The sequence below is a fragment of the Rhodococcus sp. 14-2496-1d genome, from assembly GCF_002259365.1.
Taxonomy (GTDB): Bacteria; Actinomycetota; Actinomycetes; order Mycobacteriales; family Mycobacteriaceae; genus Rhodococcoides.
The window spans coordinates 347539-372895 of sequence record NZ_NPFV01000018.1; the positions used below are offsets into that span (position 1 = coordinate 347539).

Annotated in this window: 23 protein-coding genes; 10 read left to right on the forward strand and 13 right to left on the reverse strand. The window is 66.6% G+C overall.

Annotated elements, in window-relative coordinates:
- The first annotated feature begins 21 nt into the window (after positions 1-21).
- The gene (locus CH296_RS15255) at positions 22-402 is read left to right on the forward strand and encodes a phage holin family protein (protein WP_032393911.1); all 381 of its coding nucleotides are present in this window, start codon (positions 22-24) and stop codon (positions 400-402) included.
- On the opposite strand, the gene CH296_RS15260 is transcribed toward CH296_RS15255, so the two are convergent.
- Entirely contained in the window at positions 399-1268 is an 870-nt protein-coding gene (locus CH296_RS15260; protein WP_032393912.1) for a 1,4-dihydroxy-2-naphthoate polyprenyltransferase, read from the reverse strand. The two genes, CH296_RS15255 and CH296_RS15260, sit on opposite strands and share 4 nt — an antisense overlap.
- Before the next feature lie 47 nt (positions 1269-1315).
- The gene (locus CH296_RS15265) at positions 1316-2572 is read right to left on the reverse strand and encodes an Hsp70 family protein (protein ID WP_143546367.1); all 1257 of its coding nucleotides are present in this window, start codon (positions 2570-2572) and stop codon (positions 1316-1318) included.
- 159 nt (positions 2573-2731) lie between these two features.
- Here CH296_RS15265 and CH296_RS15270 point away from each other — a divergent pair, with 159 nt between their 5' ends.
- Positions 2732-5977 carry a BTAD domain-containing putative transcriptional regulator gene (locus CH296_RS15270; RefSeq protein ID WP_143546368.1) on the forward strand — a complete coding sequence of 1082 codons (3246 nt, stop codon included), beginning with the start codon at positions 2732-2734 and terminating at the stop codon, positions 5975-5977.
- Here CH296_RS15270 and CH296_RS15275 read toward each other — a convergent pair.
- The 3 genes from CH296_RS15275 to CH296_RS15285 all read right to left on the reverse strand — a co-directional run bounded on the left by CH296_RS15275 (position 5974) and on the right by CH296_RS15285 (position 8605).
- Positions 5974-6807, reverse strand: coding sequence for an ABC transporter permease (locus tag CH296_RS15275; protein ID WP_032393914.1), 834 nt, complete (start codon positions 6805-6807; stop codon positions 5974-5976). The two genes, CH296_RS15270 and CH296_RS15275, sit on opposite strands and share 4 nt — an antisense overlap.
- Positions 6804-7757: an ATP-binding cassette domain-containing protein gene (locus CH296_RS15280; RefSeq protein ID WP_256980466.1), complete on the reverse strand. Its 954-nt coding sequence runs from the start codon at positions 7755-7757 to the stop codon at positions 6804-6806. Before CH296_RS15280 ends, CH296_RS15275 begins: the two co-directional genes overlap by 4 nt.
- A 68-nt stretch (positions 7758-7825) precedes the next feature.
- On the reverse strand, positions 7826-8605 hold the full coding sequence (locus CH296_RS15285; protein ID WP_045198964.1) for a PIG-L family deacetylase: 780 nt from the start codon (positions 8603-8605) through the stop codon (positions 7826-7828).
- 86 nt (positions 8606-8691) lie between these two features.
- Between CH296_RS15285 and CH296_RS15290 the strand changes: the two genes are divergently transcribed.
- Complete coding sequence (locus tag CH296_RS15290; protein ID WP_373557287.1) at positions 8692-10344, forward strand: alpha/beta hydrolase; 1653 nt, start codon at positions 8692-8694, stop codon at positions 10342-10344.
- A 145-nt stretch (positions 10345-10489) separates the two neighbouring features.
- Positions 10490-10864: a DUF4440 domain-containing protein gene (locus CH296_RS15295; RefSeq protein ID WP_094685124.1), complete on the forward strand. Its 375-nt coding sequence runs from the start codon at positions 10490-10492 to the stop codon at positions 10862-10864.
- A gap of 218 nt (positions 10865-11082) precedes the next feature.
- On the opposite strand, the gene menE is transcribed toward CH296_RS15295, so the two are convergent.
- On the reverse strand, positions 11083-12171 hold the full coding sequence (gene menE, locus CH296_RS15300; protein WP_094629672.1) for an o-succinylbenzoate--CoA ligase: 1089 nt from the start codon (positions 12169-12171) through the stop codon (positions 11083-11085).
- Between the two features lie 147 nt (positions 12172-12318).
- On the opposite strand from menE, the gene CH296_RS15305 reads away from it, so the two are divergent.
- Positions 12319-13668 carry a hypothetical protein gene (locus CH296_RS15305; RefSeq protein ID WP_094629673.1) on the forward strand — a complete coding sequence of 450 codons (1350 nt, stop codon included), beginning with the start codon at positions 12319-12321 and terminating at the stop codon, positions 13666-13668.
- Positions 13669-13773: 105 nt separating this feature from the next.
- Positions 13774-15057, forward strand: coding sequence for an EAL domain-containing protein (locus CH296_RS15310; RefSeq protein WP_256980468.1), 1284 nt, complete (start codon positions 13774-13776; stop codon positions 15055-15057).
- Here the strand turns inward: CH296_RS15310 and CH296_RS15315 are convergent.
- Genes CH296_RS15315 through CH296_RS15325 form a run of 3 tightly spaced genes read right to left on the reverse strand, consistent with a single transcriptional unit; the run spans position 15054 to position 17505 of the window.
- Positions 15054-15434, reverse strand: coding sequence for a VOC family protein (locus CH296_RS15315; protein ID WP_032393920.1), 381 nt, complete (start codon positions 15432-15434; stop codon positions 15054-15056). The genes CH296_RS15310 and CH296_RS15315 overlap by 4 nt on opposite strands.
- Positions 15435-15482: 48 nt before the next feature.
- The gene (locus CH296_RS15320) at positions 15483-16604 is read right to left on the reverse strand and encodes a diguanylate cyclase (RefSeq protein WP_254923975.1); all 1122 of its coding nucleotides are present in this window, start codon (positions 16602-16604) and stop codon (positions 15483-15485) included.
- A 7-nt stretch (positions 16605-16611) separates the two neighbouring features.
- On the reverse strand, positions 16612-17505 hold the full coding sequence (locus CH296_RS15325) for a 1,4-dihydroxy-2-naphthoyl-CoA synthase (protein WP_032393921.1): 894 nt from the start codon (positions 17503-17505) through the stop codon (positions 16612-16614).
- A 67-nt stretch (positions 17506-17572) separates the two neighbouring features.
- On the opposite strand from CH296_RS15325, the gene CH296_RS15330 reads away from it, so the two are divergent.
- From CH296_RS15330 to CH296_RS15340, 3 genes are read left to right on the forward strand one after another with little or no spacing between them, the layout of a single operon-like run.
- The gene (locus CH296_RS15330; protein ID WP_032393922.1) at positions 17573-18217 is read left to right on the forward strand and encodes a PaaI family thioesterase; all 645 of its coding nucleotides are present in this window, start codon (positions 17573-17575) and stop codon (positions 18215-18217) included.
- Positions 18214-19185 carry an o-succinylbenzoate synthase gene (locus CH296_RS15335; RefSeq protein WP_094646907.1) on the forward strand — a complete coding sequence of 324 codons (972 nt, stop codon included), beginning with the start codon at positions 18214-18216 and terminating at the stop codon, positions 19183-19185. Before CH296_RS15330 ends, CH296_RS15335 begins: the two co-directional genes overlap by 4 nt.
- A gap of 53 nt (positions 19186-19238) precedes the next feature.
- Positions 19239-19682, forward strand: coding sequence for a hypothetical protein (locus tag CH296_RS15340; RefSeq protein ID WP_032393924.1), 444 nt, complete (start codon positions 19239-19241; stop codon positions 19680-19682).
- 42 nt (positions 19683-19724) lie between these two features.
- Here CH296_RS15340 and CH296_RS15345 read toward each other — a convergent pair whose 3' ends face one another.
- From CH296_RS15345 to CH296_RS15360, 4 genes are read right to left on the reverse strand one after another with little or no spacing between them, the layout of a single operon-like run.
- Positions 19725-21122, reverse strand: a complete 1398-nt coding sequence (locus tag CH296_RS15345; protein ID WP_045198973.1) for a DUF2252 domain-containing protein — start codon at positions 21120-21122, stop codon at positions 19725-19727.
- A 22-nt stretch (positions 21123-21144) separates the two neighbouring features.
- Positions 21145-21975, reverse strand: coding sequence for a siderophore-interacting protein (locus CH296_RS15350; protein ID WP_094685127.1), 831 nt, complete (start codon positions 21973-21975; stop codon positions 21145-21147).
- A gap of 46 nt (positions 21976-22021) precedes the next feature.
- Positions 22022-23086, reverse strand: a complete 1065-nt coding sequence (locus tag CH296_RS15355) for an AbrB family transcriptional regulator (protein ID WP_094685128.1) — start codon at positions 23084-23086, stop codon at positions 22022-22024.
- On the reverse strand, positions 23083-23670 hold the full coding sequence (locus tag CH296_RS15360) for a flavin reductase family protein (protein WP_032393928.1): 588 nt from the start codon (positions 23668-23670) through the stop codon (positions 23083-23085). Before CH296_RS15360 ends, CH296_RS15355 begins: the two co-directional genes overlap by 4 nt.
- A 62-nt stretch (positions 23671-23732) precedes the next feature.
- Here CH296_RS15360 and menD point away from each other — a divergent pair, with 62 nt between their 5' ends.
- Positions 23733-25343: a 2-succinyl-5-enolpyruvyl-6-hydroxy-3-cyclohexene-1-carboxylic-acid synthase gene (gene menD / locus CH296_RS15365; RefSeq protein WP_094685129.1), complete on the forward strand. Its 1611-nt coding sequence runs from the start codon at positions 23733-23735 to the stop codon at positions 25341-25343.
- Positions 25344-25357: the final 14 nt, after the last annotated feature.

Genomic DNA, 25357 nt, shown 5'->3' on the forward strand with positions numbered 1-25357 from the left:
CTGCGACCCTACGATGGCGCCATGAACTTCTTGATTCGGCTCGTGATCAACGCCGTTGCCATCTGGGTTGCCAAAGAATTCGTGGATGGCATCACTGTCACCAGTTCGGGGCGCGGCGACGGGTGGGACATCGTGGTGCTGCTCGGTATCGCGGCGGTGTTGACGATCGTCAATGCGTTCATCAAGCCGCTGGTGCAGCTGCTGTCCTTGCCGTTGCTGATTCTGACGCTCGGGCTGTTCACTCTCGTGATCAACGCGTTGATGCTGTTGTTGACGGGCTGGCTGTCGTCGCAGACCGGCTACGGTCTCGAGATCGTCGGGTTCGCCGCCGCGTTCTGGGGTGCGATCATCATCTCGATCGTGAACTTTCTGCTGGGTGCGTTGGTGCCCGACAAGCGTTAGGCGAAGGCCAACGCCACGCCGGTGCTCGCGCCCCAGACGAGCATCGCCAGGCCCGAATCACGCAGTGCCGGAATCAGCTCGAATCCGTGAGCTCCCTTGCGTACCGGGGAGTTCGCGCGAGCGGCGAAGGGAAGTGCGAGCAGGCCGACGAGTGCCCACGGGGTGCGAGCGATCAGAACGACGGTCATCGCGAACGGCACCACCAGTAGCGCGAGATGCAGGTAGCGGGTGCGGGCGTCGCCCAATCGCACTGCGAGGGTGAGCTTTCCCGACTCGGTGTCGGTGGGGATATCGCGAAGGTTGTTCGCGACGAGGACCGCGCTCGAGAACGAGCCGACGGCCACCGCTGCCAGTACTCCGGCCCAGTCGATCTGCTCGGCCTGTACGAACTGGGTGCCGAGAACCGCGACGAGACCGAAGAACACGAACACGGCTATCTCGCCGAAACCGCTGTAGCCGTACGGCTTCGAGCCACCGGTGTAGTACCAGGCTCCGGCGATGCAGACCAGTCCGACGACGATCAGCCACCACGCGCTGGTCGCAGCCAGGACAAGTCCGGCCACAGCGCCGACGGCGAAGCAACCGATCGCGGCCTTCTTGACGGCCCCGGCGGACGCGGCCTTCGAGCCGACCAGTCTCAGGGGCCCGACTCGATCGTCGTCGGTGCCGCGGATTCCGTCGGAGTAATCGTTGGCGAAGTTGACGCCCACGATCAGAGCCAACGAGACGACCAACGCCAGCAGCGCCTTCCACCACACTCCTCCGTCCAGCGACACGGCCGCACCGGTGCCGACGAGGACGGGGGCGATCGCATTCGGGAGTGTGCGCGGTCGCGCACCTTCGATCCATTGCGCAGTGGTGGCCATGAGCGACGATCTTTCCGTATCTGTCCGATGGGTGAGAACGCGGCCGGTCAGAACGGTAGGCGCGGCAATACCGGCAGCGGGATCACGGGCATCTGGACACCAGGAATCTGGGGCAGGGGCACCGTGGGGGCGGGCGGAGGTGCCGGCGGGTAGTAGTGCGGCTGCTGGTACTGCACGTAGGGCGCGGAATTCGCGGCAGCAGGCGCAGGTGCGGTGGTGGTCGGCGGGGGAGGTGGGATGTCGGGCGGCGGCGACGATGTGGGCGTCGTGGTCCTGGTGGCAGCGGGTGTAGTGGTCTGTGGAACCGATTCGCCGACGCTGGCGGGGGTGCTCAGTTGTTGATTCTCGTCGCTGGATTCGAGTGCGGTGAACAGTCCGATTGCGGCGATGACGCCCGCGATCGGCAGCGCGATCATGCCCAGTCGAGTCAGGGCGGGACGGTGCGAGACGACGGGCGGCATGTGGGTCGCGTCGACGTGGGTGGCGTGTACCGCGGCACCACCGGCGATGACCAGTTCGGGCCGGTCCGGGACGACGACCGGCAGTTGCAGGAATCGTTCGAGGGTGGCCCGGACCAACGGGACGTTGGACGTGCCGCCGATGGCGATGACGGCGTCGGGATAGAACTCGGCCTCCAGGCCGAGCCTGCGCACCGTCTCGGCGGCCTGTTCGGTGGAGCGTGCGATGGACAACTCGAAGATGTGCCGTTCGAGGAGAATGTGCTCGCCATCGGGTGTGCTGGTGGTCAGGTGCGAGGACAGAGCTTCCTTGATTCCGCGGCAGAAGGCCGTCAGCGCGCTGTCCTCGTCGGGAGAGTGGGGCGGACGCACTATGCCGAGTCCGAGTATGTGTTCACGGACCACTGAGTCGAAGGAGGCACCGCTCATGGCGGTGGTCCGCGCCGAACCGTAGGAGCGGCCGGTTTCGACGTCCACGATGTCGACGTCGACTCCGGTCTCGCCTGCGTCGAACAGCGCGATCGTTCTATGGTGGGAGGGAAGCCCTGGGCGCAGGTACTCCATTGCCGCGCCGGTTCTGTCGATGAGATGGACGTCGGAGACGTACTCTTCGGCCAGCGCGTCGGCGATCCCGGTACGTTCCGCGGGGGTGCGATAGGCGACGCCGAGGGATTGGGGCGCGTCCGGGCTGTCGACGATGCCGCGCACGACGCGGGCGACGTCCGCGGCGGTGGGGGAGAGCTGCCAGTCGTCGAACGGGGTGCCGTCGGTCCATGCGCCGTCTTCGGTGGTCCGAGCCGTGCGAATGCCGCACGTGCCGAGGGACACACCCACTGACGAACGCATCGCTTCTCCGGCCTCTCCATTTCGGTGACGGTGTCCAGGTCTGACGTACTCGCCCTCGTGACAGGCGACGTGGACACTGTACCGTCTCACGGTTTGGTTAGAGGCTCGAAACAATCCGAACGTCAGGTCGAAGGGGTCGCGTCATCGGCCTACGATCTGGTGGCAGTGCCCATCGATATCGCGCATCCTCGGACGAAGGACCTCACGACCGACCTCCCGGTGGTGGGGATCCTCGGCGTCGTCGCGACCCGAATCGACAGCGAACTGGTTCCGGTACCGGGTGTGCGGGCGCAGGCCCTGTTGGTGGCCTTGGCGCTGTCACCGGGGCGGATACGGTCGGCACAGGCCCTCATCGACGAGGTGTGGCCGGGCGAGCCTCCCCGTTCGCCGAAGAACGCTCTGCAGACGCAGATCTCTCGGCTGCGGTCGGTGTTGCCCGCAGGTGTTCTCGAGAGCGACCGCGGTGGCTATCGGTTGGCGCTGGGCAGCGACGACACCGACCTCGGACGCGCCCGCGTCCTCACGCGGGCCGCGGAGGGTCGACTCGCAGCTTCGCAGTGGCAGGACGCCCTCGACGGTGTGCTCGACGCCTCTGGCCTGTGGCGAGGGGAGCCGGCGGAACCGGTCCGGGCGCAGGCCGAACTGCTCGAGGTCACGCTGAGGTCCGTCCAGATCTCGGCGTTGCTCGGGTTGCGCCGTTTCGACGACGCCATTCCGCTCGCGCGGGCGCGAGTCGCCGCGGACCCGACCGACGAGCTCGCCACCGCCGACCTGATGCGTGCACTGCACGGCGCGGGCAGATCCAACGATGCCCTCTCGGTGTTCGCGGCACTGCGATCCGAACTCGCCGACCGTCTGGGAACGGACCCCTCGCCGGCCGTGACCGCGTTGAACACCGAGATTCTGGGGCACACCGCGCCGAAGATGCTGCAGACCATCGGTCTGCGCGCCGCACCGAACGCACTGATCGGACGAGGCGAGGACCTCGACGCGATCGAGGTACTGCTCGGCAGTTCTCGCGTCACCACTGTCCTCGGACCCGGCGGCGCGGGTAAGACGCGGATCGCACACGAACTCGGTCGCCGCGCCGGTGCCCACATGTCGGTGGCTTTCGTCGAACTGGCATCGCTGCGCAGCGAAGAGGACGTCGCGTCGGCGATCGGAGCGACCCTGGGGCTCACCGAGGCCGACATCAAGGTCGGTGGCCTTCCGGTCACCCGGGTCCATTCGATTCGGGAACGACTGGTCGACGTCTTCTCGTCGCGGCGGGGATTGCTGATTCTCGACAATTGCGAGCACGTGATCGACGAGGTCGCGGTTGTGGTCGACGCCCTGGTGGCGTCGTCCGACGCGGTGACGGTGCTGGCGACGTCACGTTCCCCGATGGGGATCGCGGCCGAGTCGGTCTTCCCGCTACCGTCGTTGGGTGTCGTCGGCTCGAATTCGCCTGCGACGGAACTGTTCTGCGTCAGGGCCCGGGCGGTTCGGCCGTCGGCGCGCCTCGAACCCGACGCGGTGAACCGATTGTGCCGCACCTTGGACGGACTGCCGTTGGCGATCGAACTGGCTGCGGCGCGGGTCAAGTCGATGAGCGTCGAGGAGATCGACGCGAGGCTCGATCATCGCTTCACGCTTCTGACATCGGCGGATCGAACCAGGCCGGAACGGCATCGGACGTTGCACGCCGTCATCGACTGGAGTTGGAATCTGCTCGACGCCTCCGAACAAGCGGCCTTGCGTCGATTGTGCCGGTTCCCGGCGGGATTCGATCTCGACGCGGCGAGGCAGGTGGCACAATGGGCTGCGGTGGAGGATGTTTCGGCTGCGCTCGACGGTCTGGTCGATCAGTCCATGCTCAGCGTGGTCGAATCGCCGACCGGAATTCGGTACCACATGCTCGAGACCGTCCGCGAGTACGGCGAGGAGCAGCTCGACGCCAGTGGCGAGGCCGAAACCGTCGCAGCTCGACTGCGGGAGTGGTCTGCGTCCGTCGCCGTTCGGGTGTCCGCGGGCTACTCGGGTGGGCGTCCGGCCGAGATGGTCGCCCTGATGGAGGCCGAACACGACAACCTGCTGTCGGTGATGAGACATTCTTTTGCGCAACAGTTTTCGGACCACGTGTGTACCTTGTTCTCGGTACTGGGCTACTTCTGGGCCATGCGTGGGGCGCATTCGGAGGTGCTCAACTGGGCAGACAGAGTGATGAGCAGCATGCGTGGCGGGATGGGCGGTACGCCCGACGACAATGCCGTGATGGCTCTGCTGGTGCTGGCAGCCCACTTCGCCTACGGCGGGAATCTACGTCGGGTAGCGCGCATTCGCACAGATCTCCGGCACTTGCTGAACAGTCGGTCAGCGGTGTCGCCGGGGTTGCGCTTCGACTCGGAGGTTGTGGTCCACCACGCCGGGGGTCGAGGCCTGGCCCGAAAACTGGCCCGTGCCGTCCGATCCGAGCACGACGACGTTCGCTGCAACGCGTACGTCGTTCGCTCGATGATGGCGCAGAACTCGGGTCGCCTGTACGAGTCGATCCGAGACGCGGAGCAGGCGCTCGCCATCGCGCGCCGTCGAGGCGATCTGTGGGCCGTCGGCTCGACGTCGCAGACGCTGGCGAGCTCGTACGGGCTCTCGGGTGACTACTCCCGGGCTGTGGAGTACTACCGAACCTCGGCCGACGTCATGTGGGAGCTGCACGCGTTCGAGGAGAGTATGCAGACGCGCGCTTTTCTGGCGATGGCGTTGATCGGAGCCGGTCGCGTGGACGAGGGACGCGAACTGATCGACGAGTTGGAGGCCGCGGCGCAGGGACAGGAGTTCACCCTCGATCCACCCTCGGGCGACGACGTCGGTGCCCGCTGGGATCACGCTCAGCAGCGGTCGAATTCCGCGTCGCTGACGGCGGTGCGGGCGGCGGCGGATCTCGAGGACGGTGCCGTCGAGCAGGGTCTCGGGGGTCTTCGTGCGGCGTTGGCGTTGGGCGGGTGGCCGTCCGAGGATCCGAGCGATCCGTTCATGACGATTCTGGTGTGTGCGGCTGTCGGTGCGCACGTTCTGCACGGGCGCGCCGAGGACATGGACGACGCGGTGGCTGCGTTGACACGCAAGCCGTGGAATATGTTGGTACCGGGCGGTTTCTACGACGTTCCGATGCTCGGCGCAGTGGCGTGTGCGGTGGGTTCGTTCGAGATTCACCGCGGAAACCGGGCCGTGGGGGTGGAGTTGCTGGCGGTGTCGAGCAGGGCGGTGGGTCGGCAGGACTTTCCGTCGATGCGGATCGATCGACATGTGCGTGCGGCCCGAGCGGTTGCCGGTGACCGTGCGGTCGATGCCGGGCTCGCTCGGGCCGCTGTATTCACCAGAAACGGTGCGCTGCGCGAGATTCTGCGGTTGCTTCCACTCGTCTAGGCCTTGCGCATGTACATGCGGACGGTCAGTGGGGCGAAGATCGCGACGATGACGGCACCGCCGACGAGGGAGTACACGACGTGAATTCCGAAGTGCCCGTTGTTCGCCAGCTCACGAACGGCCGTCACCAGGTGCGAGACGGGGTTGACGTCGGCGAAGGCGCGCAACCAACTCGGCATGGTGCTGGTGTCGACGAAGGCGTTGGACAGGAACGTCAGTGGGAACAACACCAGCATCGAGATGCCCTGAACCGATGAGGCTTTGCTCATCAAGGTGCCCAGCAGTGCGAAGATCCAACTGATCGCCCATGCACAGAACATCACCAGCAGCACGGCTCCGAGTAGACCGAGGGCTCCGCCCGCCGGGTGGTAGCCCATCGCGAAGCCGGTGGCGAAGCAGACCACGGCGGCGATCAGGTAGCGGATGACATCGGCCATCAATGCTCCTGCGAGCGGGGAGATTCGAGCGATCGGGAGTGATCGGAATCGGTCGAAGACGCCCTTGTCCATGTCTTCTCGCAGCTGGGTGCCGGTGACGACGGACCCGGTGATGACCGTCTGGACCAGGATTCCCGGCACGATCATCGGCAGGTACGAGGTGACGTCGCCCGCAACCGCACCGCCGAAGATGTAGCTGAACATCAGGGTGAAGATGACCGGCAGCAGCACCACGTCGGTGAGCTGTTCCGGATTGTGGCGGAGTTTGAGCAGCCCGCGGTATCCCATGGTGATCGACTGGGTGACGGTGCGGGCCAGACCGATGTGGCGCACGACCGGTCGGTCGGCGGGGTCGATGTATGTCGAAGACCGTCGGGTGAGTGTTGTTGTCATGCTGCGTCCTCGTCTGCGCTCTTGCCGGTGAGAGTCAGGAAGACCTCGTCCAGGCTGGGTTTGGTGACGGTGATCTCGCCGACCTCGATGCCGAAGTCGCGCAGGCGAATCAAGATGTCCGGGGTCATCGACGTGTCCGTCATCGGTGCGGTCAGTCGAGCGGACTCGGGGCTGACCGACACATCTGTGCCCAGTTGCGTCGCGACGAGAGCTCGGGCGTCGTCGATCCGGTGTCGGTCCGTGAGAGTCAGAGACAGTGCGGAGGTGCCTACCGACGACTTGAGCCCGTCGGCGGTGTTCTCGGCGATGACACGACCGTGGTCGATCACCGCGATTCGATCGCACAGTTGGTCGGCCTCGTCGAGGTACTGGGTGGTGAGCAGGACGGTCGAGCCCTCGGCGACGAGTCGACGGATGGTGTCCCACATCTGCGCTCGGGTGCGGGGATCGAGGCCGGTGGTCGGTTCGTCCAGAAAGAGCAACGGTGGCGCCGAGATCAGGCTCGCGGCCAGATCGAGGCGTCGACGCATCCCACCGGAGAACATCTTCAACGGTCGGTGTGCCGCCTCGGCCAGCCCGAATTCCTCGAGGAGTTCGACGGCTTTGGCCTTGCTCTCGCGGCGACCGAGCCCGAGCAGCCGGGAGAAGACGACGAGATTCTCGGTTGCGGTGAGATCCTCGTCGACCGAGGCGTACTGGCCGGTGACACCGACGAGAGACCGGACGGCGGTGGCGTCGGCGACGACATCGTGGCCGAAGATGCGGGCCGAGCCGCCGTCGGGTCGCAGGAGGGTGGCGAGCATGCGGACCGTCGTGGTCTTGCCCGCGCCGTTGGGGCCGAGGACGCCGTAGACCGCCCCGGTGGGAACGGTCAGGCCGACGCCGTCGACGGCGCGTTGCTTACCGAATGTCTTGACGAGGTTCTGGGCCTCGATTGCTGGTGTGGTCATGGGGCCAACCATCGCCCCGGGCGCTTGCACGACGCGTACGTCGCGCTTGCGTCCGCTGTCCGGCCAGGTCAGAGCGGGAGCGAGGTCTCCGTGAGCCCGACGCCGCCGGTGCCGCGGAGTTTTCTGAACCATTCGGTGCCGAACGTGGTGGCGAGGTCTTCCGGAGACATCTGCAGAAACGGTCCGAAGTCGCCGATCTGTGTTTCGTGGGCTTCCATCGCTGCCCGTTTGGCGTCCATTGCGCCGGACACGTCGACCACCGTCGTGATCTCGGTTTCCGGCAGACCGAAGGTTTCCAGGTCCGGCGGTGACGCTTCCTCGCCCCAGTGCGGATTGGCCTCCATCAGTCTGCGCATGTGATCGCGGTTGGTGGTGGTCTCGTACACGAAGCGAGTCTCGGCGATCTCGGTTGCGCGCTTGCCGACGACGTGAACCTGGATGTGGTCCGGGTGACCGTAGCCACCGTTCGGGTCGTAGATGGTGACGACGTCGGCCTTCTCCTCGAGCAGCACCTCGGCCAATCGCTGGGCCGCCGTGTCGACATCGACGTTGCAGAACGCGTCCGGGTTCGCGTTCTCTGCAGTGCCGGCCATACCGGAATCGGCATAGTGCAGCCGCACGATGCGGGCGACACCGAGAGCGGCCGCCGAACGATCCAGCTCGATGCGCCTGCGCTCGGCCAACGTCTCGCCCTCGGCGAGGATGCCGTCGGGGTATTCGCCGAGGGCACCGTCGGTGGCGGTGACCAGGACGACGCGATGGCCGGCATCGGCGGCGAGGCGCATCACCCCGCCGGTCCCGAACACCTCGTCGTCGGGATGTGCATGGAAGCAAACCAGGACACTCATGTCCTGAATGCTTGCACGTCGAAGCAGGTGCAGCCCAGTCGGCCGAGAAATACGATCAGGACGTGACCACACGGCGGTTGGCCCGGATCGGCTCCTTCTGGCAGGACTCGCGAGCGGATCGGTACTGCCGCGCGCTCCATCCCGTCGGCCTGTTGTTCGCCGTGGTGTTCTTCGCGCTGTCGATGACGCCGTCCCTGTTGCCCCGCGTCTGGTACCTGCAGGCGGTGGCCACCGGTATCAGCGTCGCGATCGGATACGGCGTCGGCTGCCTGATCGCGTGGGTGGTTCGAACCTGCGGGGTGTCGCCGGACTGGTCCGAGCAGTGGCGTCGACGCGGGTGGTGGGCGTTGGCTGTTGCTGCGGCGGTGGCCGTTCCGTTGTTTCTGATCCTGGGATCGTGGTGGCAGCAGATCGTTCGCAAGCTCGTCGGTGTGGAGGACCCCGGCAGGCCGCTGTACATCACGGTACTGGTCGTCTCCGTGGTGGTGGCCGTCGCTGTCTTGGCGTTGGGTCGTCTGCTGCGGCGGGCTTCTCAGGCCTTGACGCGGTGGGGCAAGCAATATGTGCCGAAGCCGGTCGCACGGATCGCCAGCGTGATCGTCGTGGCCCTGTTGGTGGTGTTCGCCGTCAACGGCGCACTCGTTCGCGGCATCGTTGCGGTCGCGGAGCAGTCGGCCTCGACTGCGGACCGCGGCAACCACGACGGCGTCGAGAAGCCCACCGCGGCCGAACTGTCGGGTTCCGACGCCTCGAACGAGGAGTGGGAATCCCTGGGGCAGGAGGGGCGACGCTTCGTCGTGTCCGGGGTATCACCGGACGAGATCAGTGAGTTCACCGGAAGGCCTGCGGTGCAACCGATCCGTGTCTACGCGGGCGTGGAGTCCGCGGACACCGTCGAAGGCGTCGCCGATCGGGTGGTGGCCGAGCTCGAACGCACCGGCGCATTCTCCCGCGCTGTACTGGGCGTCGCGACGACGACCGGACGCGGGTGGGTGAACGAAAACGTCGCTCGCCCTCTGGAATACCTGTACGACGGCAACTCGGCGATCGCGTCGATGCAGTACTCGTTTCTGCCGAGCCCGATGGCATTTCTGGCCGACCGGCAGACTCCGCAGGACGCCGGACGAGCCCTCTTCGAGGCGGTGTACGCGGTGTGGAGCGAACTCCCCGAGGATGCGCGACCCAAGCTGGTGTTGTTCGGTGAAAGCCTCGGTGCCTACGGCGGACAGGACGCGTTCAGCGGCGCGCAGGACATGATCGCGCGCATCGACGGTGCCCTGTGGGTCGGCAACCCGAACTTCACCCCGCAATGGGCACGCATCACGGCCGGACGCGACGCCGGTTCTCGCGAGATACTGCCCGTCGTCGACGGCGGCGAACACGTGCGCTTCGCCAGTTCGTCCGGTGACCTCGACATCGACGGACCGTGGGAAGACCCGCGAATCGTGTACTGGCAGCATGCATCCGACCCGATCGTGTGGTGGTCACCGGATCTGATCCTGAACCGGCCCGACTGGTTACGCGAACCCCGCGGCACCGACGTCGACCCGGGAGTGCAGTGGTTTCCGTTCGTGACCTTCTGGCAGTTGACGTTCGATCAGGTCTTCTCCACCGACGTCGACGACGGACACGGCCACAGTTACGGAGCCGACGCCGTGAACATGTGGGCCGACATCCTCGAGCCGCCCGGCTGGTCCGACGCCGATGTGACGCGGTTGTACGAGAAAATGGCGGGCTGAGGCGTCGGGTGATCGGTTTACCGCCCACCTCTGCCGCAAACGCGCGCGCGTTTGCCGAACGCGCGCAGGTTCGCCACCTGTTCGCTCACTGTTTCGCGCGCACCTGGCAATTGCGCGCGCATTCGTGCGTGAGACAGTGCATCCCATGCCGCCTGCCTCTGCCGGTCGACCCAGCGCTGACAACGACGTGTCGACGGTTCTCGACCTCGAACGAGAGCTGCAGACTGCCGAATGTCGACGCGATCGCGAGAGGCTTGCCCGTCTGCTCGCCGACGACTTCACCGAGGTCGGAGCGTCGGGCACGGTGTGGGACAAGTCGTCGATACTCGACATGCTCGGTAGCGAAGTCTCCGTCGAGATCGAGATGATCGAACCCGTCGGACGGGTGATCGGTGCAGATTATGTTCTGCTGCAGTGGATTTCGCGAACGTCGAAGATGCGCGCCCGTAGAACCTCGCTGTGGCGGCGCACGAACACCGGATGGGAACTGGTGCACCATCAAGGCACGCCGCTCGAATGACCACTCCGGCGCAAACGCGCGCGCGTTTGCCGAACGCGCGCAAGTTCGCCACCTGTTCGCCCACTATTGCGCGCGCACCTGACAACTGCGCGCGCGTTTGCGGTCGACCGGGCGCGCACCTGACAACTGCGCGCGCGTTTGCGGTCGACCGGGCGCCCCAGCGGCCGATCGAAGACCACCGCGCACAACCACAGTGCTCGACGAGAGTGCGCCGCAACTCAGAGTTTCTGCAGCACGGTGCGCAGTTCGGCCCTGTTCAGTTTTCCCGGACCTCGTGTGGGTAGTGAGTCGAGTAGATACAACTCGCGTGGTGCGGCGGTGATGTCGAGCGAGGCAGCAACGTGGGTACGTAGGTCCGCCAATGTCACCGGAGCAGAGGCGACGACTGCGACCACCACTTTCTGGCCGAGTCGCTCGTCGGGCAATCCCACGACGGCGCATTCTCGTATTGCGGGGTGTGTCGCCAGTGCAGCCTCGACGACCTGCGGCACGACGGTCAGTCCGCCGGTCGAGATCGCTTCGTCGAGTCGTCCGGAGATGCTCAGGACCCCGTCGACGATGGTTCCGGCGTCGTCGGTGCGGAACCATCCGGGTTCGGCGAACGCCGGATGATCGGGTAGCCCGCGGTAGCCCGAGGCCACGGTCTTTCCACCCAGCACGACCCTGCCGTCGTCGATGCGTACGACGGTGCTGTGCAGTGGAACTCCGTCGTACACACAGCCGCCTGCCGTTTCGCTCATTCCGTAGGTCCGCACCAATCGGATGCCCGCGTCCTGTGCCTTCTCTCGCAGCGGTGCCGGTGTCGCGGCCCCGCCGAGGAGGACTGCGTCCAGTGAGGCGAGGGCCGCGATCGCTTCGGGGATCTCGAATGCTTTCACCAATTGTCCGGGGACCAGTGAGGTGTAGCGCAGGGGTCCCGACATCAGGCCAACCGCGTCGATCAGAGCGGAGGGATCGAAACCTCTCGACACGTCCATCACGACGGGCGAGGTTCCGGCGAGCACACTGCGGAGCAGTACCTGCATTCCGGCGATGTGGTGTGCGGGCAATGCCAGCAGCCACGACCCCGGTCCGCCGAGTCGTTCCTCGGTGGCCGTCGCCGAGGCCACCAGTGCAGAAGCGGACAACATGGCTCCCTTGGGGACACCCGTCGTTCCCGAGGTCGCGACGACCAGGGCGACGCCGTCGTCGATGGGGGTTCCCGGTGCCAGCGCGTCGTGCAGGCGTTCGGTCTCACGCGGATCGTCGGTGGGCACGGGTAGCAGGGCCGGGCCGTCGCCTGCGAGCATGCGGCTCAGCCGCGGCATGATCTCCGCCGCCGCAGGCCCCGACGGAATGGATACGCTCTCGAGCACGGACTCGAGGCTAGTCGCACGGCTCGATCGCGGACGGGAGCACCTACGGGGTCCGCGGTTGTCACCCGAGATCGAGTCGCTGTGGAACAGTGGAACATCGTGAAGGGATCGGGCATGGACGACGCGGTGTGGGCAGCTCTGTCGTACTTCGATTCCGTCGATCCCGCGCTCGCCGCCGACGCGCGTCTGGGCTGGGACGGTCTGGTGGATGTGTCTCCGCCTGCGGGCCCGACGCAACATTCCGTACAGACCTATCTGTGGGTGTATCTGCGTCACGCGGCCGAGGGGCCCGATCGCGCGGTCGACATCGCACATGCCCTCGGTGACCTGCTCGACCGGCTCGGACGCGTCGGATACGCGGAGATCGCCCGAAGCGCCGTCACCGAGGAGCTGGTGCGAGCACCCGACGACGCCGCGTGGTTGCAGCACTATCGCGCCGCCACCGAACAGTCGGGCATCGGTGCCGTCGATACCGAGCTCGTCACCTGGCAGGACGCCCCGACCGGTGTCGAGCGGGCCATCGTGGAAAAGATCGGTGAGACGCTGGAAGTGGCGACCATCGCCGGCGAGTTCGAGCCGTCGAAGCCCGGTGGGCGACCGCTCGGCACCAACGCTCTGGCCATGCGTCGACGCGGCGTCACCGATGCCGTGCTGACCTCCGATCGAGGCAAGGACGACTCCGAGGCAGTTCTGCTCGAACAGCTGCTCGACCACCGCATCGAGTTGTGGAGCAACTACAGCGCTCCGCGGGCCGAGCTGTATCTGGGGCTGCGCGAGGCTCTGCACGAGGCCGCCGAGCCGGTGTACGGGTGTGTGCGCAGGCTCGAGAGTTTCATCGGATGCATCGGGGACGGCGTCGCGTTGACCGACGCCGGGTACCTGCCGGACGAGGTGGTGGCCGGCATCGCGAACACGGTGTTTCCTCCGGCCGAACGTCCGTTGTATGTCGGCCGCGAACTCGACACGGAGAAGGTACTGATCGTCCGACGCCTCCTGATGAGGGTGCGTCTGCTGCGTCGGTCCGCCGGGCGGTTGGTACCGACGGCCCGAACTCGGCAGCTCAGCTCCGACGGGCTGTGGCGCGTGCTCACCGCAGGCATCGTCGGCACCGAATATCACCCGGACACGATTGCCGCGGAGGTCGTTCTGGCTCGCATGATCGTCGGTCACGATGTCGCCGACGTGGAAGCGACGGCGGACGACCTGGCGCGTCTGCTGCGGGCCGAGGGGTGGACGCATTCCGGCGAGGAGCCTGCTGCCGAGCATGCCGAGCCGCTCGCTCGGACCCTGGTCGCCGAGTTGAGCGCCCTCGGGGCGTTCGAGTTGCCGGAACCGGCTCACGCGTCGGGGCCGCAGCCGTCCGGCTCGGTCGCGACGGACGAAGGCAAGCGACTCGCCGCGGCGGTGCTGCGGCATCGGCTGCTCCATACGCGCTATCCGTCGTTGTGACCGCTCTCGGATTGCCTATCGGTCGAAACTGCAGATGTGGCCCGGTTAAGCTCACCTGGATCCGGTTCCAGAACGGGCCCGGCGGTTCGTTGCGAGGTGATGCCGGTGGACGGTGAGGTCGCGGACACCGCGCGCTCTCGGTCTCGCCGGCAGAGCGACTCGGCTCGTCGATACCTCGATGTCGAGGCGACGACGCCCGCTCTGCGGTCGACGGTCGAATTCGCCGCACGCAGCGTCGGATTCGCCATCGCGCAGCTCAACGTGCTCGACGAAGACACTCAGTACACGCTGGTCAACGTCGGCGGACCGCCGGTGTCGACGGTCGTACGAGCCGACACCCTCTGCGACGACGTGGTGCGCTCCGGCGAACCCGCCGTCGTGGCGCACGGACGCGTCCATGCCACCACCCGGCAGCGCGCCATCCTCGACGACAACGGCATCGCGTCCTACGCGTCGGTTCCGCTGCGCGGGCGCGAGGGCCTGGTGATCGGAACCCTCTGCCTGCTCGATCGCACGCCGCGCTCGCTCTCGGGTGAGCAGATGCGCGAACTCGAACAGTTCGCGTCGGTGCTGGAGGAACAACTCGACCTGCATCGCCGCGTCGGATCGGGCGTCAGCCGGCTCGGGAGCGACAACGACATCGCCGACTCCATCGCCGACGGCCACATCGTCCCCTGGTTCCAATCGATCGTGGATCTGCGGACCGAGAAGATCGTCGGCTTCGAGGCCTTGGCGCGTTGGCATCACCCCACTCGCGGGATGGTGGTGCCTGCGGACTTCGTGCCGTTCGCCGAAGCCAGTGAACTGATCATCGACGTCGACCTCAGTGTGCTCGCGCAGGCCGCGGTCGAAATGAAGAAGTGGCACGTCCATCGTCCGGACCTGCGGCTGACCGTCAACATCTCGGGACGCCACCTGGCCCATCCCGACGGGGTCAGTCAGTTGCAGCGCGCCATCGCGTCCTCCGGTGTGTCGCCGTCGTCGATCTCGCTCGAGCTCACCGAGACCACCGCCGTGACGCCGGGGCCGTTGCTGCGCAGGCACATCGACGACGTGCATCGGCTCGGCTTCAGGGTGCTGCTGGACGATTTCGGTTCGGGCTGGTCCTCACTCGAACGGCTGGTGACCCTTCAGCCCGACGGCATCAAGATCGACGGGCACCTGACGCGATTCGTCGACACCGTGGCCGGACGGGCGATGATCAGGTCGTTGGCCGGAGTGGCGAAGGATCTCGATCTGACGATGATCGTCGAGGGCATCGAGAGTCGCGAACAGGCCGACGCTGCGCTCGAACTCGGGTGCACTCTGGCTCAGGGGTATCTGTGGTCGAGGCCGCAGTCGGCAACGGCGGTGCTGCGCGCGATCGCCGACGACGCGTCGACGGGCTAGCGGTTGTCCTTTCGCAGCGGATGATCCTGCGGGATCTGCACCAGCACGATGGGAATCGCGTCCGGATCCTCGATCCACATCTCGATCAGTCCCCACGGCTCGGTGCGTGCCTCACGCACGATCTCGATCCCGGCGGCCGTCAATTCCTCTGTAGCAGAGGCGATATCGCGTACCTGCAACCACAGCGCGCCGGAGAACGAACCCGATTCGTCGCCGCGATGATGCGCAGCGATCTCGAGCAGACCCTGACCCGCGAAGAACACCGTCCCGCCGGGGTATTCGCGACACACCGCCAACGACAGACCGTCACGGTAGAACGCGAGAGTCCTCTCGTAGTCGACGGGTCGGAGAATTGTCCGAGAAGCGAGGATGTCCACCCCGCATGGATACCACGGTCAGCCGAGGTGGTTCCGCAGGCTCCACTCTCACAGTTCGGTCGTCGCGATTCGGTTACCACCGGCAGCCTTCGCCTCGTACATCATCGAATCCGCCATCCGCGTTGCCCGCGTCACGACGTCGATGTTCTGATCCCACACCGGTGAACCCGCGTGCACGATCGCAGCCCCCACGCTGACCGTCACCGCAATCGGATCCTCGGGATCGCGCAGTGCTCGGCGCACCCCGTGGACCAGCGCGTCGATGTGGAGGCGGGACGTCGAGACGACGGCGAGGTACTCCTCCCCGCCGGTGCGCGCGACCACACCGTATTCGCCCAGGTGTGCGCGTAGACGCTGGGCGACGCGCAGGATGACCGCGTCGCCTTCCTCGTGCCCGTAGAGATCGTTCACCGATTTGAACCGGTCGATGTCGATCATCACTGCCGCCGAGCACTGATCCTTCTCTCGGCCGCGTGGCCACACATCGTCGATGGCAGCGTCGAGACCGCGACGATTGGCCAGGCCGGTCAACGGATCGAGCAACGAACGACGCGCATCGTCGGTCAGGATGGTGATCAACAGATGCGAGACGAGCGGAACTGCGGCGATCGTGAGCAGCACGACGTTCGTCCGGAAGATCAGTGATGCGATGTCCACCTCCCCGCGAAAGTACGTCGCTGCGGCGGCAACGAGGGTGCATGTCACCGCGAACACCAGGTGCGCCAGCAGCCAGCGGGGGCTGAGGCAGAACGTGCAGAACGTTCCGATCACGGCGAACAGCGTGCACGTCAGCAGGGCGTCCGTGAGCGGGTTGATCCACAGCGTCGACGCCGTCCCCAGATCGGCGAAGACCGCAAAGGCCACCACCCCGAGCCGGCCGGGAAACGGTCTGATGATCCAGGCCGTGCTGACGGCCACGACCATGACGATCAGAGCCGATTTCCAGGCGATGGCGAGCGGGCTGCGTGTGGTGTCCTCGGAGAACAACGACACCACAGCCAGCACACCGAAATTGAGCGTCAGGCATGCCAACACCCACCGGATGATTCTTCCGGCGGGCCGGGAGTTCTGGAAGTCCGCCATCCAGCGATAGTCGTAGGGCTGGGTGAACCAGGCTCGCAGAGCGCCCGCAGCACTGTGGTGGTTTCGGCGGTTCGACGTCGAAATCACCGGTAGGTCAGAAGTATCGGGGGAACGGCGACCAGTCGGGCTCGCGCTTGTCGAGGAACGCGTCGCGACCCTCCACGGCCTCGTCGGTCATGTAGGCCAGGCGGGTGGCTTCACCGGCGAACAGTTGCTGACCCACCAGGCCGTCGTCCTGCAGGTTGAAGGCGTACTTCAGCATTCGTTGTGCCTGAGGTGATTTCGCGTTGATCTTGGCAGCCCACTCGATCGCGGTGTTCTCGAGCTCGTCGTGATCGACCACCTTGTTCACTGCGCCCATCCGGTGCATCTCCTCGGCCGAGTACGTCTCGCCGAGAAAGAATATCTCGCGGGCGAACTTCTGACCGACCATCTTCGCCAGATACGCACTGCCGTAACCACCGTCGAAGCTGCCGACATCGGCATCGGTCTGCTTGAACCGGGCATGCTCGCGGCTCGCGAGAGTCAGATCGCACACCACGTGCAGGCTGTGCCCGCCTCCTGCCGCCCAGCCGTTGACCAGGCAGATGACCACCTTGGGCATGAAGCGAATGAGGCGCTGCACCTCGAGGATGTGCAGGCGTCCGGCGCGGGCCTTGTCGACGGTGTCGGCCGTCTCCCCGTCGGCGTACTGGTAACCACTGCGCCCGCGAATGCGCTGATCGCCACCGGAGCAGAACGCCCAGCCGCCGTCCTTGCTGCTCGGACCGTTGCCGGTGAGCAGCACCGTTCCCACGTCGGAGCTCACCCGTGCATGCTCGAGGGCGCGGTAGAGCTCGTCGACGGTGTGCGGCCGGAAAGCGTTGCGAATGTCGGGCCGATCGAACGCAACTCGCACGGTCGCGTCGGACACGTGGCGGTGATACGTGATATCGGTCAGGTCTTCGAAGCCGGGAACGGGACGCCACAGTGCGGGAGTGAAGGTCACGGGCGCCAGCTTAACGGTGGCCGGGGTTGACTCCGTGCCGAACGGTCGGTGCAGCTAGCGTGCAGTCATGACCGACCCGATCGAGCTCGACCGAGATTCCGACCCCGAATACGACCACCACGGCGGCTTCCCGCGTTTCGTGCCGGCGAAGGTGGGCCCGGAGTACGGGCAGCTGCTCGAGGCGCTGCGCACGGTGCAGGACCTCGCGGTGTCCACCTCGTTGCCTGCCGACGTGACCGAGGCAGCAGCGGACAAGACCAGGGAACTGATCGAGCTGTTGAGCCCGCACGTGGTGGCCGAGGGGCGACAGACCGCCGGACGAGTTCCTCGGCTGCCCGGTCGCGGTTCGCTGCTGTTGCTGCCGTGGATCATCGAGAAGATCGACGCCGAGGGCGTGCGCAGCAGAGGCATGTTCCGTCGTTTCCACCTCGGTGGTAACTCCGCCGCGCACGGCGGCACTCTGCCGCTGCTGTTCGACGACCTCTTCGGCCTGATCCAGCACGCCTACGGCAGGCCCATCAGCCGGACGGCGTACCTGCACATCAACTACCGCAAGGTGACGCCGCTGAACACCGAGCTGGTCGTCGAGGGCGCGGTGGATCGGGTCGAGGGGCGCAAGACGTTCATCAACGCTCGGCTCACCGATCTCGACGGCACCCTGTTGGCCGACTGCGAGGCGTTGATGGTGCAGTTGCTCCCGGGGCAGCAATGATCCCCCCGATCGACGACATTCTGGACGGCGCGCACGTGCTCTCGATGCCCATGCGGACCAAGTTCCGCGGCATCACCACCCGCGAGGTGATGCTCGTTCGTGGGCCGGCCGGGTGGGGTGAATTCTCACCGTTCCCCGAATACGACGACGTCGAGTCGGCACCCTGGTTGGCGTCGGCGATCGAGGCCGCGTGGGACGGCCCGCCGAGCCCACTGCGTCGACGCATCCCGGTGAATGCGACCGTCCCCGCCGTGGCGGCCTCGGAGGTGGCATCGGTGCTGAGCCGATCTCCCGGGGCCGAGACCGCCAAGGTGAAGGTGGCCGAGAAAGGGCAGACGCTCGCCGACGACGTCGCCCGGGTGCGCGCGGTGCGCGAGCTGGTCCCGCGGGTTCGCGTCGACGCCAACGGAGGCTGGACCGTCGACGAGGCGGTAGCGGCGCTGACGGCCCTGACCGCCGACGGTCCGCTCGAGTACGCCGAGCAGCCGTGCGCCACCGTTGCCGAACTCGTCGAACTTCGTCGCCGGGCTCCGGGAGTTCGCGTGGCAGCGGACGAGAGCATTCGCCGAGCCGAGGATCCGATGAAGGTCGTCCGGGCAGGCGGAGCCGACATCGCGGTGCTCAAGGTCGCCCCGCTCGGTGGGATGCGCGCGGTGCTCGAGCTGGCCGGCGAGCTGGGGGAGTACGGCGTTCCGGTGGTGGTGTCGAGTGCTCTGGATTCGGCGGTGGGAATCTCGGCCGGTCTGGCCGCTGCCGCGGCGTTGCCGCACCTCGAATTCGCCTGCGGTCTTGGAACGGGCGCACTGTTCGTTCGAGACGTCGCACCTGCGCCGGAGGTGGTCGACGGAACGTACCCCGTCGGCAGCCTCGAACCCGACGCCCAGGCGCTGATCGAGCTCGATGCCGATGCCGATCGCACGCAGTGGTGGATCGAGCGAGTTCGGCGTTGCCACGCCCTTCTGCGGTAGTGTTGCGCCCGGTCCGCGACGGGGCCGCTGACACATCTGGGAGGAAGTTCGAAGTGGTTGCTGCACTCAAGGATTCGCTGCTCGACGAGTCGAAGGCCGACGCTCTGCGCGTCGACGTTCTGGCTCTGATCGATGCCGAGGTCGCGGACAAGAAGGGCGCGAGTGGCCTCGCGGTCAAGGGGGGATACGGCGCAGTGAAGAAGGTCGGGCCGTCGTACATCGACAGCGCGGTCTCGGCTCTGTGGCCCGATTTCGTCGACAAGCTCGACCCGTTCTGGCAGTCGTACAACGCTGCCCCGCAGGGCACGTTCGGTGACTATCTCGTCGCCAACGGCGACGCCGCATCCGACGCGCTGCTCTCGGTCACCGACGCACGCATCGAGGAGACCGACAAGTCCGTCGTCAAGAAGTTCTACGGCAGCCTGCGTGGCTCGGCGAAGAAGAACGTCATCGAGGCACTGCCTCGCGTGGGTGACCTGGTCGCCAAGCACGCGTAGTGCGCTCCGCGCAGTGGCGTGGTTATGTGCCCCCCACGGCACTCAACCACGCCACTGCCGTAGGCACTCCCAGTCGGCCTCGGTCTGATCGGCGTAGAGCTGCGCGAAGCGGCACAGCGCCACCTCGAGGGCATCGGAATCGCCGGTGTATCCCGAGATCATCGACGCGCCGCTGGTGCGCGCGTGACCCTTGGCCAGCAGACGGCCCACCACCCGTGCGTAGTCGACCAGCGCGGGTGCATCGATCGACGACAGGTCGATGGTCCCCTTCATGTTGCGGAACTGCCGTACGTAGTACTGCCGTCCGGCGATGGTCGTCCAGCCCAGTAGCGGATCGCTGACGGTCTGCAGATCCTGCTGATACTCGACGACGCGTTGCCCCTGATGGTCGTGCCAGGCCGATTCGCCGTGCACGTACGGCGCCAGCACCGAGCGTCTGGCCTGCTTGAGCTGGAGAAACACCACGTCGTCCTCACTGGTGCCCTCGAGCAGAGCCACGTACGCCCGCAGGCCGACGCTGCCGACGCCCACCACGCGGTGCGCAACGTCGATCAACGTGTACCCACCGAGCACTCGACGCCAGTGAGGGGTGAGGGTGAGCAGATACTCGTCCAGTCCGACGGCGAGAAGTTCCTCGTCCTTCGCCGAGATGCGCGTGGTGATCGGCGGCTCCTCGACGATTCTGCGCTTGCCCTCGTGCTTCTCGGTGAAACGCGGCAGAACGCGGTCACTGGTGCGTCGACGCGCCTTCTTGGTGGCGCGTTTGATCTCCTTGCGCAGCGAGCCTTCGGTGGCGTCACGCTGCAGCTTCTCGGCGGTCAGACGCTGGAACGAACGCGACATCAGCGGCTCGTCGGCAAGTCTGGCCACCTCGATGCGGTACGCGGACACACAGGCGGTGACGGCGTCACGGCACTGATCCTCGGTGCGGCCGTTCTGCCGCCCGGCCACCCAGATGCTCGCGGCGAGGCGTCGTAGATCCCACTCCCAGGCTCCCGGGTGGGCCTCGTCGAAGTCGTTGAGGTCGATGACGAGGTCACGTTCCGGTGAGGCGTAGAAACCGAAGTTGCCAAGGTGGGCGTCGCCGCTGATGACCGGGTTGATGCCGGTCGACGGCAGCATCGCCACGTCTCGGGCCATGACGATGGCCGTGCCGCGGAGAAAGCCGTAGGGGGACTCGACCATCCGCTCGAGGCGCGTCGGTATCAGCCACTCGATGCGGCCCTGGTGCGAGTAGTCGATCTGCTTGACCGGGTCGGGTCGATCCGGCGGTGCCGCCCAGTCACCCAGGGAGGCGATCGGAACCTTCTCGCGTAGGCGTCGACCCAGTTCGTAGCGCTCGGCGCGGGGGAGAGGACGGGCTCGCAGCGAGGCGAACGACGCGCCGTCCACCTCGACCGAGTCGGTGACGACCGTGTGACCTTTTCCCAAGCCGGACATGTGAGATGACACTAATCCAGTGCTATCCGGCGGCTTTACCGAACTTCCAGTATCCGGTGAAGCAGATGCTGGATTTCGGTACTGCGCGGTCGTTCACCAGGTATCTGCGCAGGCCCGTCGCCAGGCCCTGCTCGCCTGCCACGTAGACGTACGGGGTGCCGCCGGGAAGTTCGGCCTGCTGCACGGCGGTCAGTGCGGCCTCGCCGGGTTTGGCATGCCGATCGGGTCGGACGATCCAGTTCAGCTCGACGCCCGGCGGCACGTCCTGATGCTGGATGTCGGCCCCGGTGGGGACTTCGACGAACACCACGGCCCGCAGGTCCGCAGGCGAGGATCGCAGTATGCCGAGAATTGCCGGAGCAGCACTTTCGTCGCCGACGAGCAACTGCCACGAGGGTTCGGTGTCCGGGTTGTAGATGCGCCCCTCGTCGAGAATCGCGACGCGGTCTCCGGGTACGGCCTGCGCAGCCCACGACGACGCCGGACCTGCCTCGCCGTGTTCGCCGCCGTGTGCGACGAAGTCGACGGCGAGCTCCGCACCCGCGCTGAATCGGCCCTGGCCTGCGGGCCGGAAGTCGCGGACGGTGTAGTTGCGAACCACCGGTCTGGTGTCCTTGGAGAAGGTCACATACTGGGCGTACCAGAGTTTGGAGGTCGTGCTGGGTATGCGGGGTTCGCTCTGCCCCGGTTGCGGCAGGAACAGTCGAAACCACTGGTCGTAGCCCATGTACCGGTAGTCCGCGAGCGACTCGCCCCCGAGGGTGATTCTGACGAAACCGGAACTGATCTTCTCGGCCGCGAGGACGTGCAGACGGTAGAACGCCGGGTGATCGGGTTTGACGTACTTGGCCATGCCGGCGAGATTAGTGGACCCTAACTCCGAATGGGGTCGCGTCGATTCACTCGGGTCGATCTCGTCGGTAGTGCTGGACGACCTTCGCTCCCATCGGCACCGCGAACAGCATCATGAACACTCGGATCACCTGCGCTGCCACGACGAACGTGACGTTCGCTCCGGTCGATGCCGCGATCGCCAGTACCGCGTACACCCCACCCGGGGTGGTCGCGAGGTAGCCCTCGTATCCGCTGGTGCCCGTCGACGAGGCCAACCACAGCCCCAGCAACGCGCACCCGACGGTGACGGCGATGATGAGCAGCAACGCGGACGGCAGCACCCGCGAGATGGACTTCAGGCTCGCGACGGTGAATCGCAGACCCGCTTGCCACCCGATCACGATGTACGCCGCCCACAGCAGCAACGTGGGAACCGATGCGTCGAACGAGAACCCAAGGACATCGGCGCACGTGGCGATGATCAGTGGGCCCAGCAATGCGGGGGCAGGAAAGCGCAGCGCACGCGCGAGCAGTACGCCGATCGCGCCGCAGACCAGCACGAAAGCCAGGTCCACGTACAGCGGAGCTCCGGAATCGGCGATCGCGGTCGAGTGCCCCGGCTGCGCCCGGAACACCAGCGTGGCCACCAGCGGCAGGGTGGTGGTGACGAGAACGACCCGCAGGTACTGCACCACCGCAACGACGCGTTCGTCGCCGCCGAGTTCCTGGGCGATGGCCACCAGGCCCGACGCGCCGCCCGCGACCAGTGCCAGCGCACCGGTCAGTGAATCGATGTCCTTGCGCAGTCCCAGCAGCGCGCCCGCGGCGATGGACAACAGGAGCGTTCCGACGCATGCCAGCAGCACCGGCAACCACGCATCGCCCAGTGAGCCGAGTGTGTCTCGTTGCACCAGCGTCCCGATCTCGACGCCCAGCACCGCCTGAGCCGCCATGCCGAGCCGTCGCGGCAGCGGAGCGCGCTCGGTGCCCGTGGTCGGTGCCCAACCTGCGAGAGCGAAGATCACCGCCACCAGCAACGCGACGAACAGGGCTGCCGATGGAACCCCGAGGGCGTCCGCACCGACCGTCAGTCCGACGGTGACGAGAACCAGCAGCGACCAGCGAATCAAGAAGGGCGCTCGATTTCGCGAACCTCGGGCGGCAAGCCCCACTCGGTACGGCCGAGGCGGCTCAGCGGGGCGATGGCGTCGAACTCGGGGAGGCCGTCCTCGGCCAGATATTCGGGACGGACCGACAGAGCGACGACGGTGCCCATGACGACGAAGCAGTTACCCACTTCGACGACGCGATGCAGCGTCGCCTCGATGGCGATCGGAGCGGCGGCCACGCGCGGTGGTGTCACGACGGTGCTGGGCTCGCTCTCGATCCCGACGGCTTCGAATTCGCTGACGCCGTGGTCGAAGCTCGCCGAACTGCTGTTGACCTGATCCACCAACGGTGCCGTCGCCAGGTTCACGACGAACTCGCCCGTGGCCTCGATGTTGCGAAGACTGTCCTTGCGGGTCACCGAGGTGAACTGCACGACGGGCGGTACCACCGAGGACACCGTGAAGAAGCTGTAGGGGGCGAGGTTCGCCACACCGTCGGCGGAGACGGTGGAGATCCACGCGATGGGCCTGGGTACCACCGAAGCGGTCAGGAGCTGGTAGAAGCGACCGGGAGCGACCTCGTCGGGCCGAAAGACTGTACGCACACCTCAATACTGTCAAAGCCCGGTTGCGGCGGCTGACCGACGCATCTGACACTCTGGAAACTGTGAATCCGTCCACCGCCCAGGCCACCGCAGTCGTCGACGAATTGGCGCGCAGCGGGATCCGAGACGTCGTGCTCTGTCCCGGCTCGCGGAACGCTCCGTTGGCGTTCGCGTTGCAGGAGGCGGACGTCGCCGGTCGTCTGCGGTTGCACATGCGGATCGACGAGCGAACCGCCGGCTTTCTGGCCATCGGGCTGAGCCTGGGCAGCGGTCAGCCCGTCCCTGTGGTGATGACGTCGGGAACCGCGGTCGCGAATCTGGGGCCTGCTGTTCTCGAAGCGAACTACGCACGCATTCCGCTGATCGTCATCAGCGCCAACCGCCCGTACGAGATGCTCGGGACCGGCGCGAACCAGACCATCGAGCAGCTCGGCCTGTTCGGATCTCAGGTCCGCGCGACGATCAGCCTCGGGCTCGCCGAGGAAGGGCCCAAGCAGAACAGTCAGTGGCGCAGTGCGGTCTCACGGGTCATCGCCGCAGCGCGCGGCGCACGCTCCGGCAACGCAGGCCCGGTGCACTTCGACATCCCGCTGCGTGAGCCGTTGGTGCCTGCGATCGGAGACCCGGGTGCCCGTCCGGAGGGTCGGCCCGACGGAATGCCGTGGACCTCGACCACCCAGGCGACACTGGACGTTCCCGTCGAACTGGATCTGACGATCGACACCGTGGTCGTCTCCGGTCACGGCGGTGCCGTGCGTCCGGAGCTTGCCGGGCTGCCGACCGTCGCCGAGCCGACGGCGCCCCTGCACGGAATCCCGTTGCATCCTTTGGCTCTCGCGCAGTTGAAGCCGCGCCAGGCAGTCATCACCGGGCGGCCTACGCTGCATCGCCAGGTCTCGGCTCTGTTGGCCGACCCTGCGGTCGACGTCATCGCGCTGACCACCGGACCGCGCTGGCCCGACGTCTCCGGCAACGTCCTCGCCACCGGCACTCGCGCAGTCACCACCGGCGCGCCCGACCCTGCCTGGATCGCGCGCTGCGCCGCTCTGTCCGAGAAGGCCGAACTGGCTGTGCACGAGCAACTTCGAGAGCATCCCAAGCCGACTGGGCTGCACGTGGCCGACGTGGTGATGTCCGCGCTGCAGCCCGGAGACCAGCTGGTGCTCGGAGCCTCCAACCCCGTGCGCGACGCGGCCCTGGTGGCGACCCCGACCCCGGACGTGAAGGTTCTCTCCAACCGTGGCGTGGCCGGCATCGACGGCACCGTCTCGACGGCCATCGGTGCCGCGATGGCCGGAAAGCGCCGCACCATAGCGCTTCTCGGCGATCTGACATTTCTGCACGACGCAGCGGGCCTGCTCATCGGCACCGGTGAACCGCGTCCCGACGACCTGACGATCGTGGTCGCCAACGACGACGGCGGCGGCATCTTCGAGCTCCTCGAACAGGGCGACCCGCAGTACGCGGGGGTGTTCGAGAGAGTGTTCGGCACACCCCACGGCATGGATCTCGGCGCGCTGTGCGGTGCCTATCGTGTGGAGCATCGATTGGTCGACTTGGCCGATCTGGCAACCGAACTCACCGGCCGTGCCACGGGAATCAGAGTGCTGGAAGTGACCACCGAGCGATCGGGACTGCGGGATCTACACGCAGCGATCAGGGCGCGACTGTAAAGGGGATCGAGTCG

Excerpts from the sequence above, each read along its gene's own strand:
- CH296_RS15345 (WP_045198973.1), bottom strand. The coding sequence starts at position 21,122 with ATGTCCGGCTTGGGAAAAGGTCACACGGTCGTCACCGACTCGGTCGAG.
- CH296_RS15275 (WP_032393914.1), bottom strand. The coding sequence starts at position 6,807 with ATGACAACAACACTCACCCGACGGTCTTCGACATACATCGACCCCGCC.
- CH296_RS15295 (WP_094685124.1), top strand. The coding sequence starts at position 10,490 with ATGCCGCCTGCCTCTGCCGGTCGACCCAGCGCTGACAACGACGTGTCG.
- CH296_RS15255 (WP_032393911.1), top strand. The coding sequence starts at position 22 with ATGAACTTCTTGATTCGGCTCGTGATCAACGCCGTTGCCATCTGGGTT.
- menE (WP_094629672.1), bottom strand. The coding sequence starts at position 12,171 with ATGCCGCGGCTGAGCCGCATGCTCGCAGGCGACGGCCCGGCCCTGCTA.
- CH296_RS15335 (WP_094646907.1), top strand. The coding sequence starts at position 18,214 with ATGATCCCCCCGATCGACGACATTCTGGACGGCGCGCACGTGCTCTCG.
- CH296_RS15260 (WP_032393912.1), bottom strand. The coding sequence starts at position 1,268 with ATGGCCACCACTGCGCAATGGATCGAAGGTGCGCGACCGCGCACACTC.
- CH296_RS15285 (WP_045198964.1), bottom strand. The coding sequence starts at position 8,605 with ATGAGTGTCCTGGTTTGCTTCCATGCACATCCCGACGACGAGGTGTTC.
- CH296_RS15350 (WP_094685127.1), bottom strand. The coding sequence starts at position 21,975 with ATGGCCAAGTACGTCAAACCCGATCACCCGGCGTTCTACCGTCTGCAC.
- CH296_RS15330 (WP_032393922.1), top strand. The coding sequence starts at position 17,573 with ATGACCGACCCGATCGAGCTCGACCGAGATTCCGACCCCGAATACGAC.
- CH296_RS15265 (WP_143546367.1), bottom strand. The coding sequence starts at position 2,572 with ATGCGTTCGTCAGTGGGTGTGTCCCTCGGCACGTGCGGCATTCGCACG.
- CH296_RS15280 (WP_256980466.1), bottom strand. The coding sequence starts at position 7,757 with ATGACCACACCAGCAATCGAGGCCCAGAACCTCGTCAAGACATTCGGT.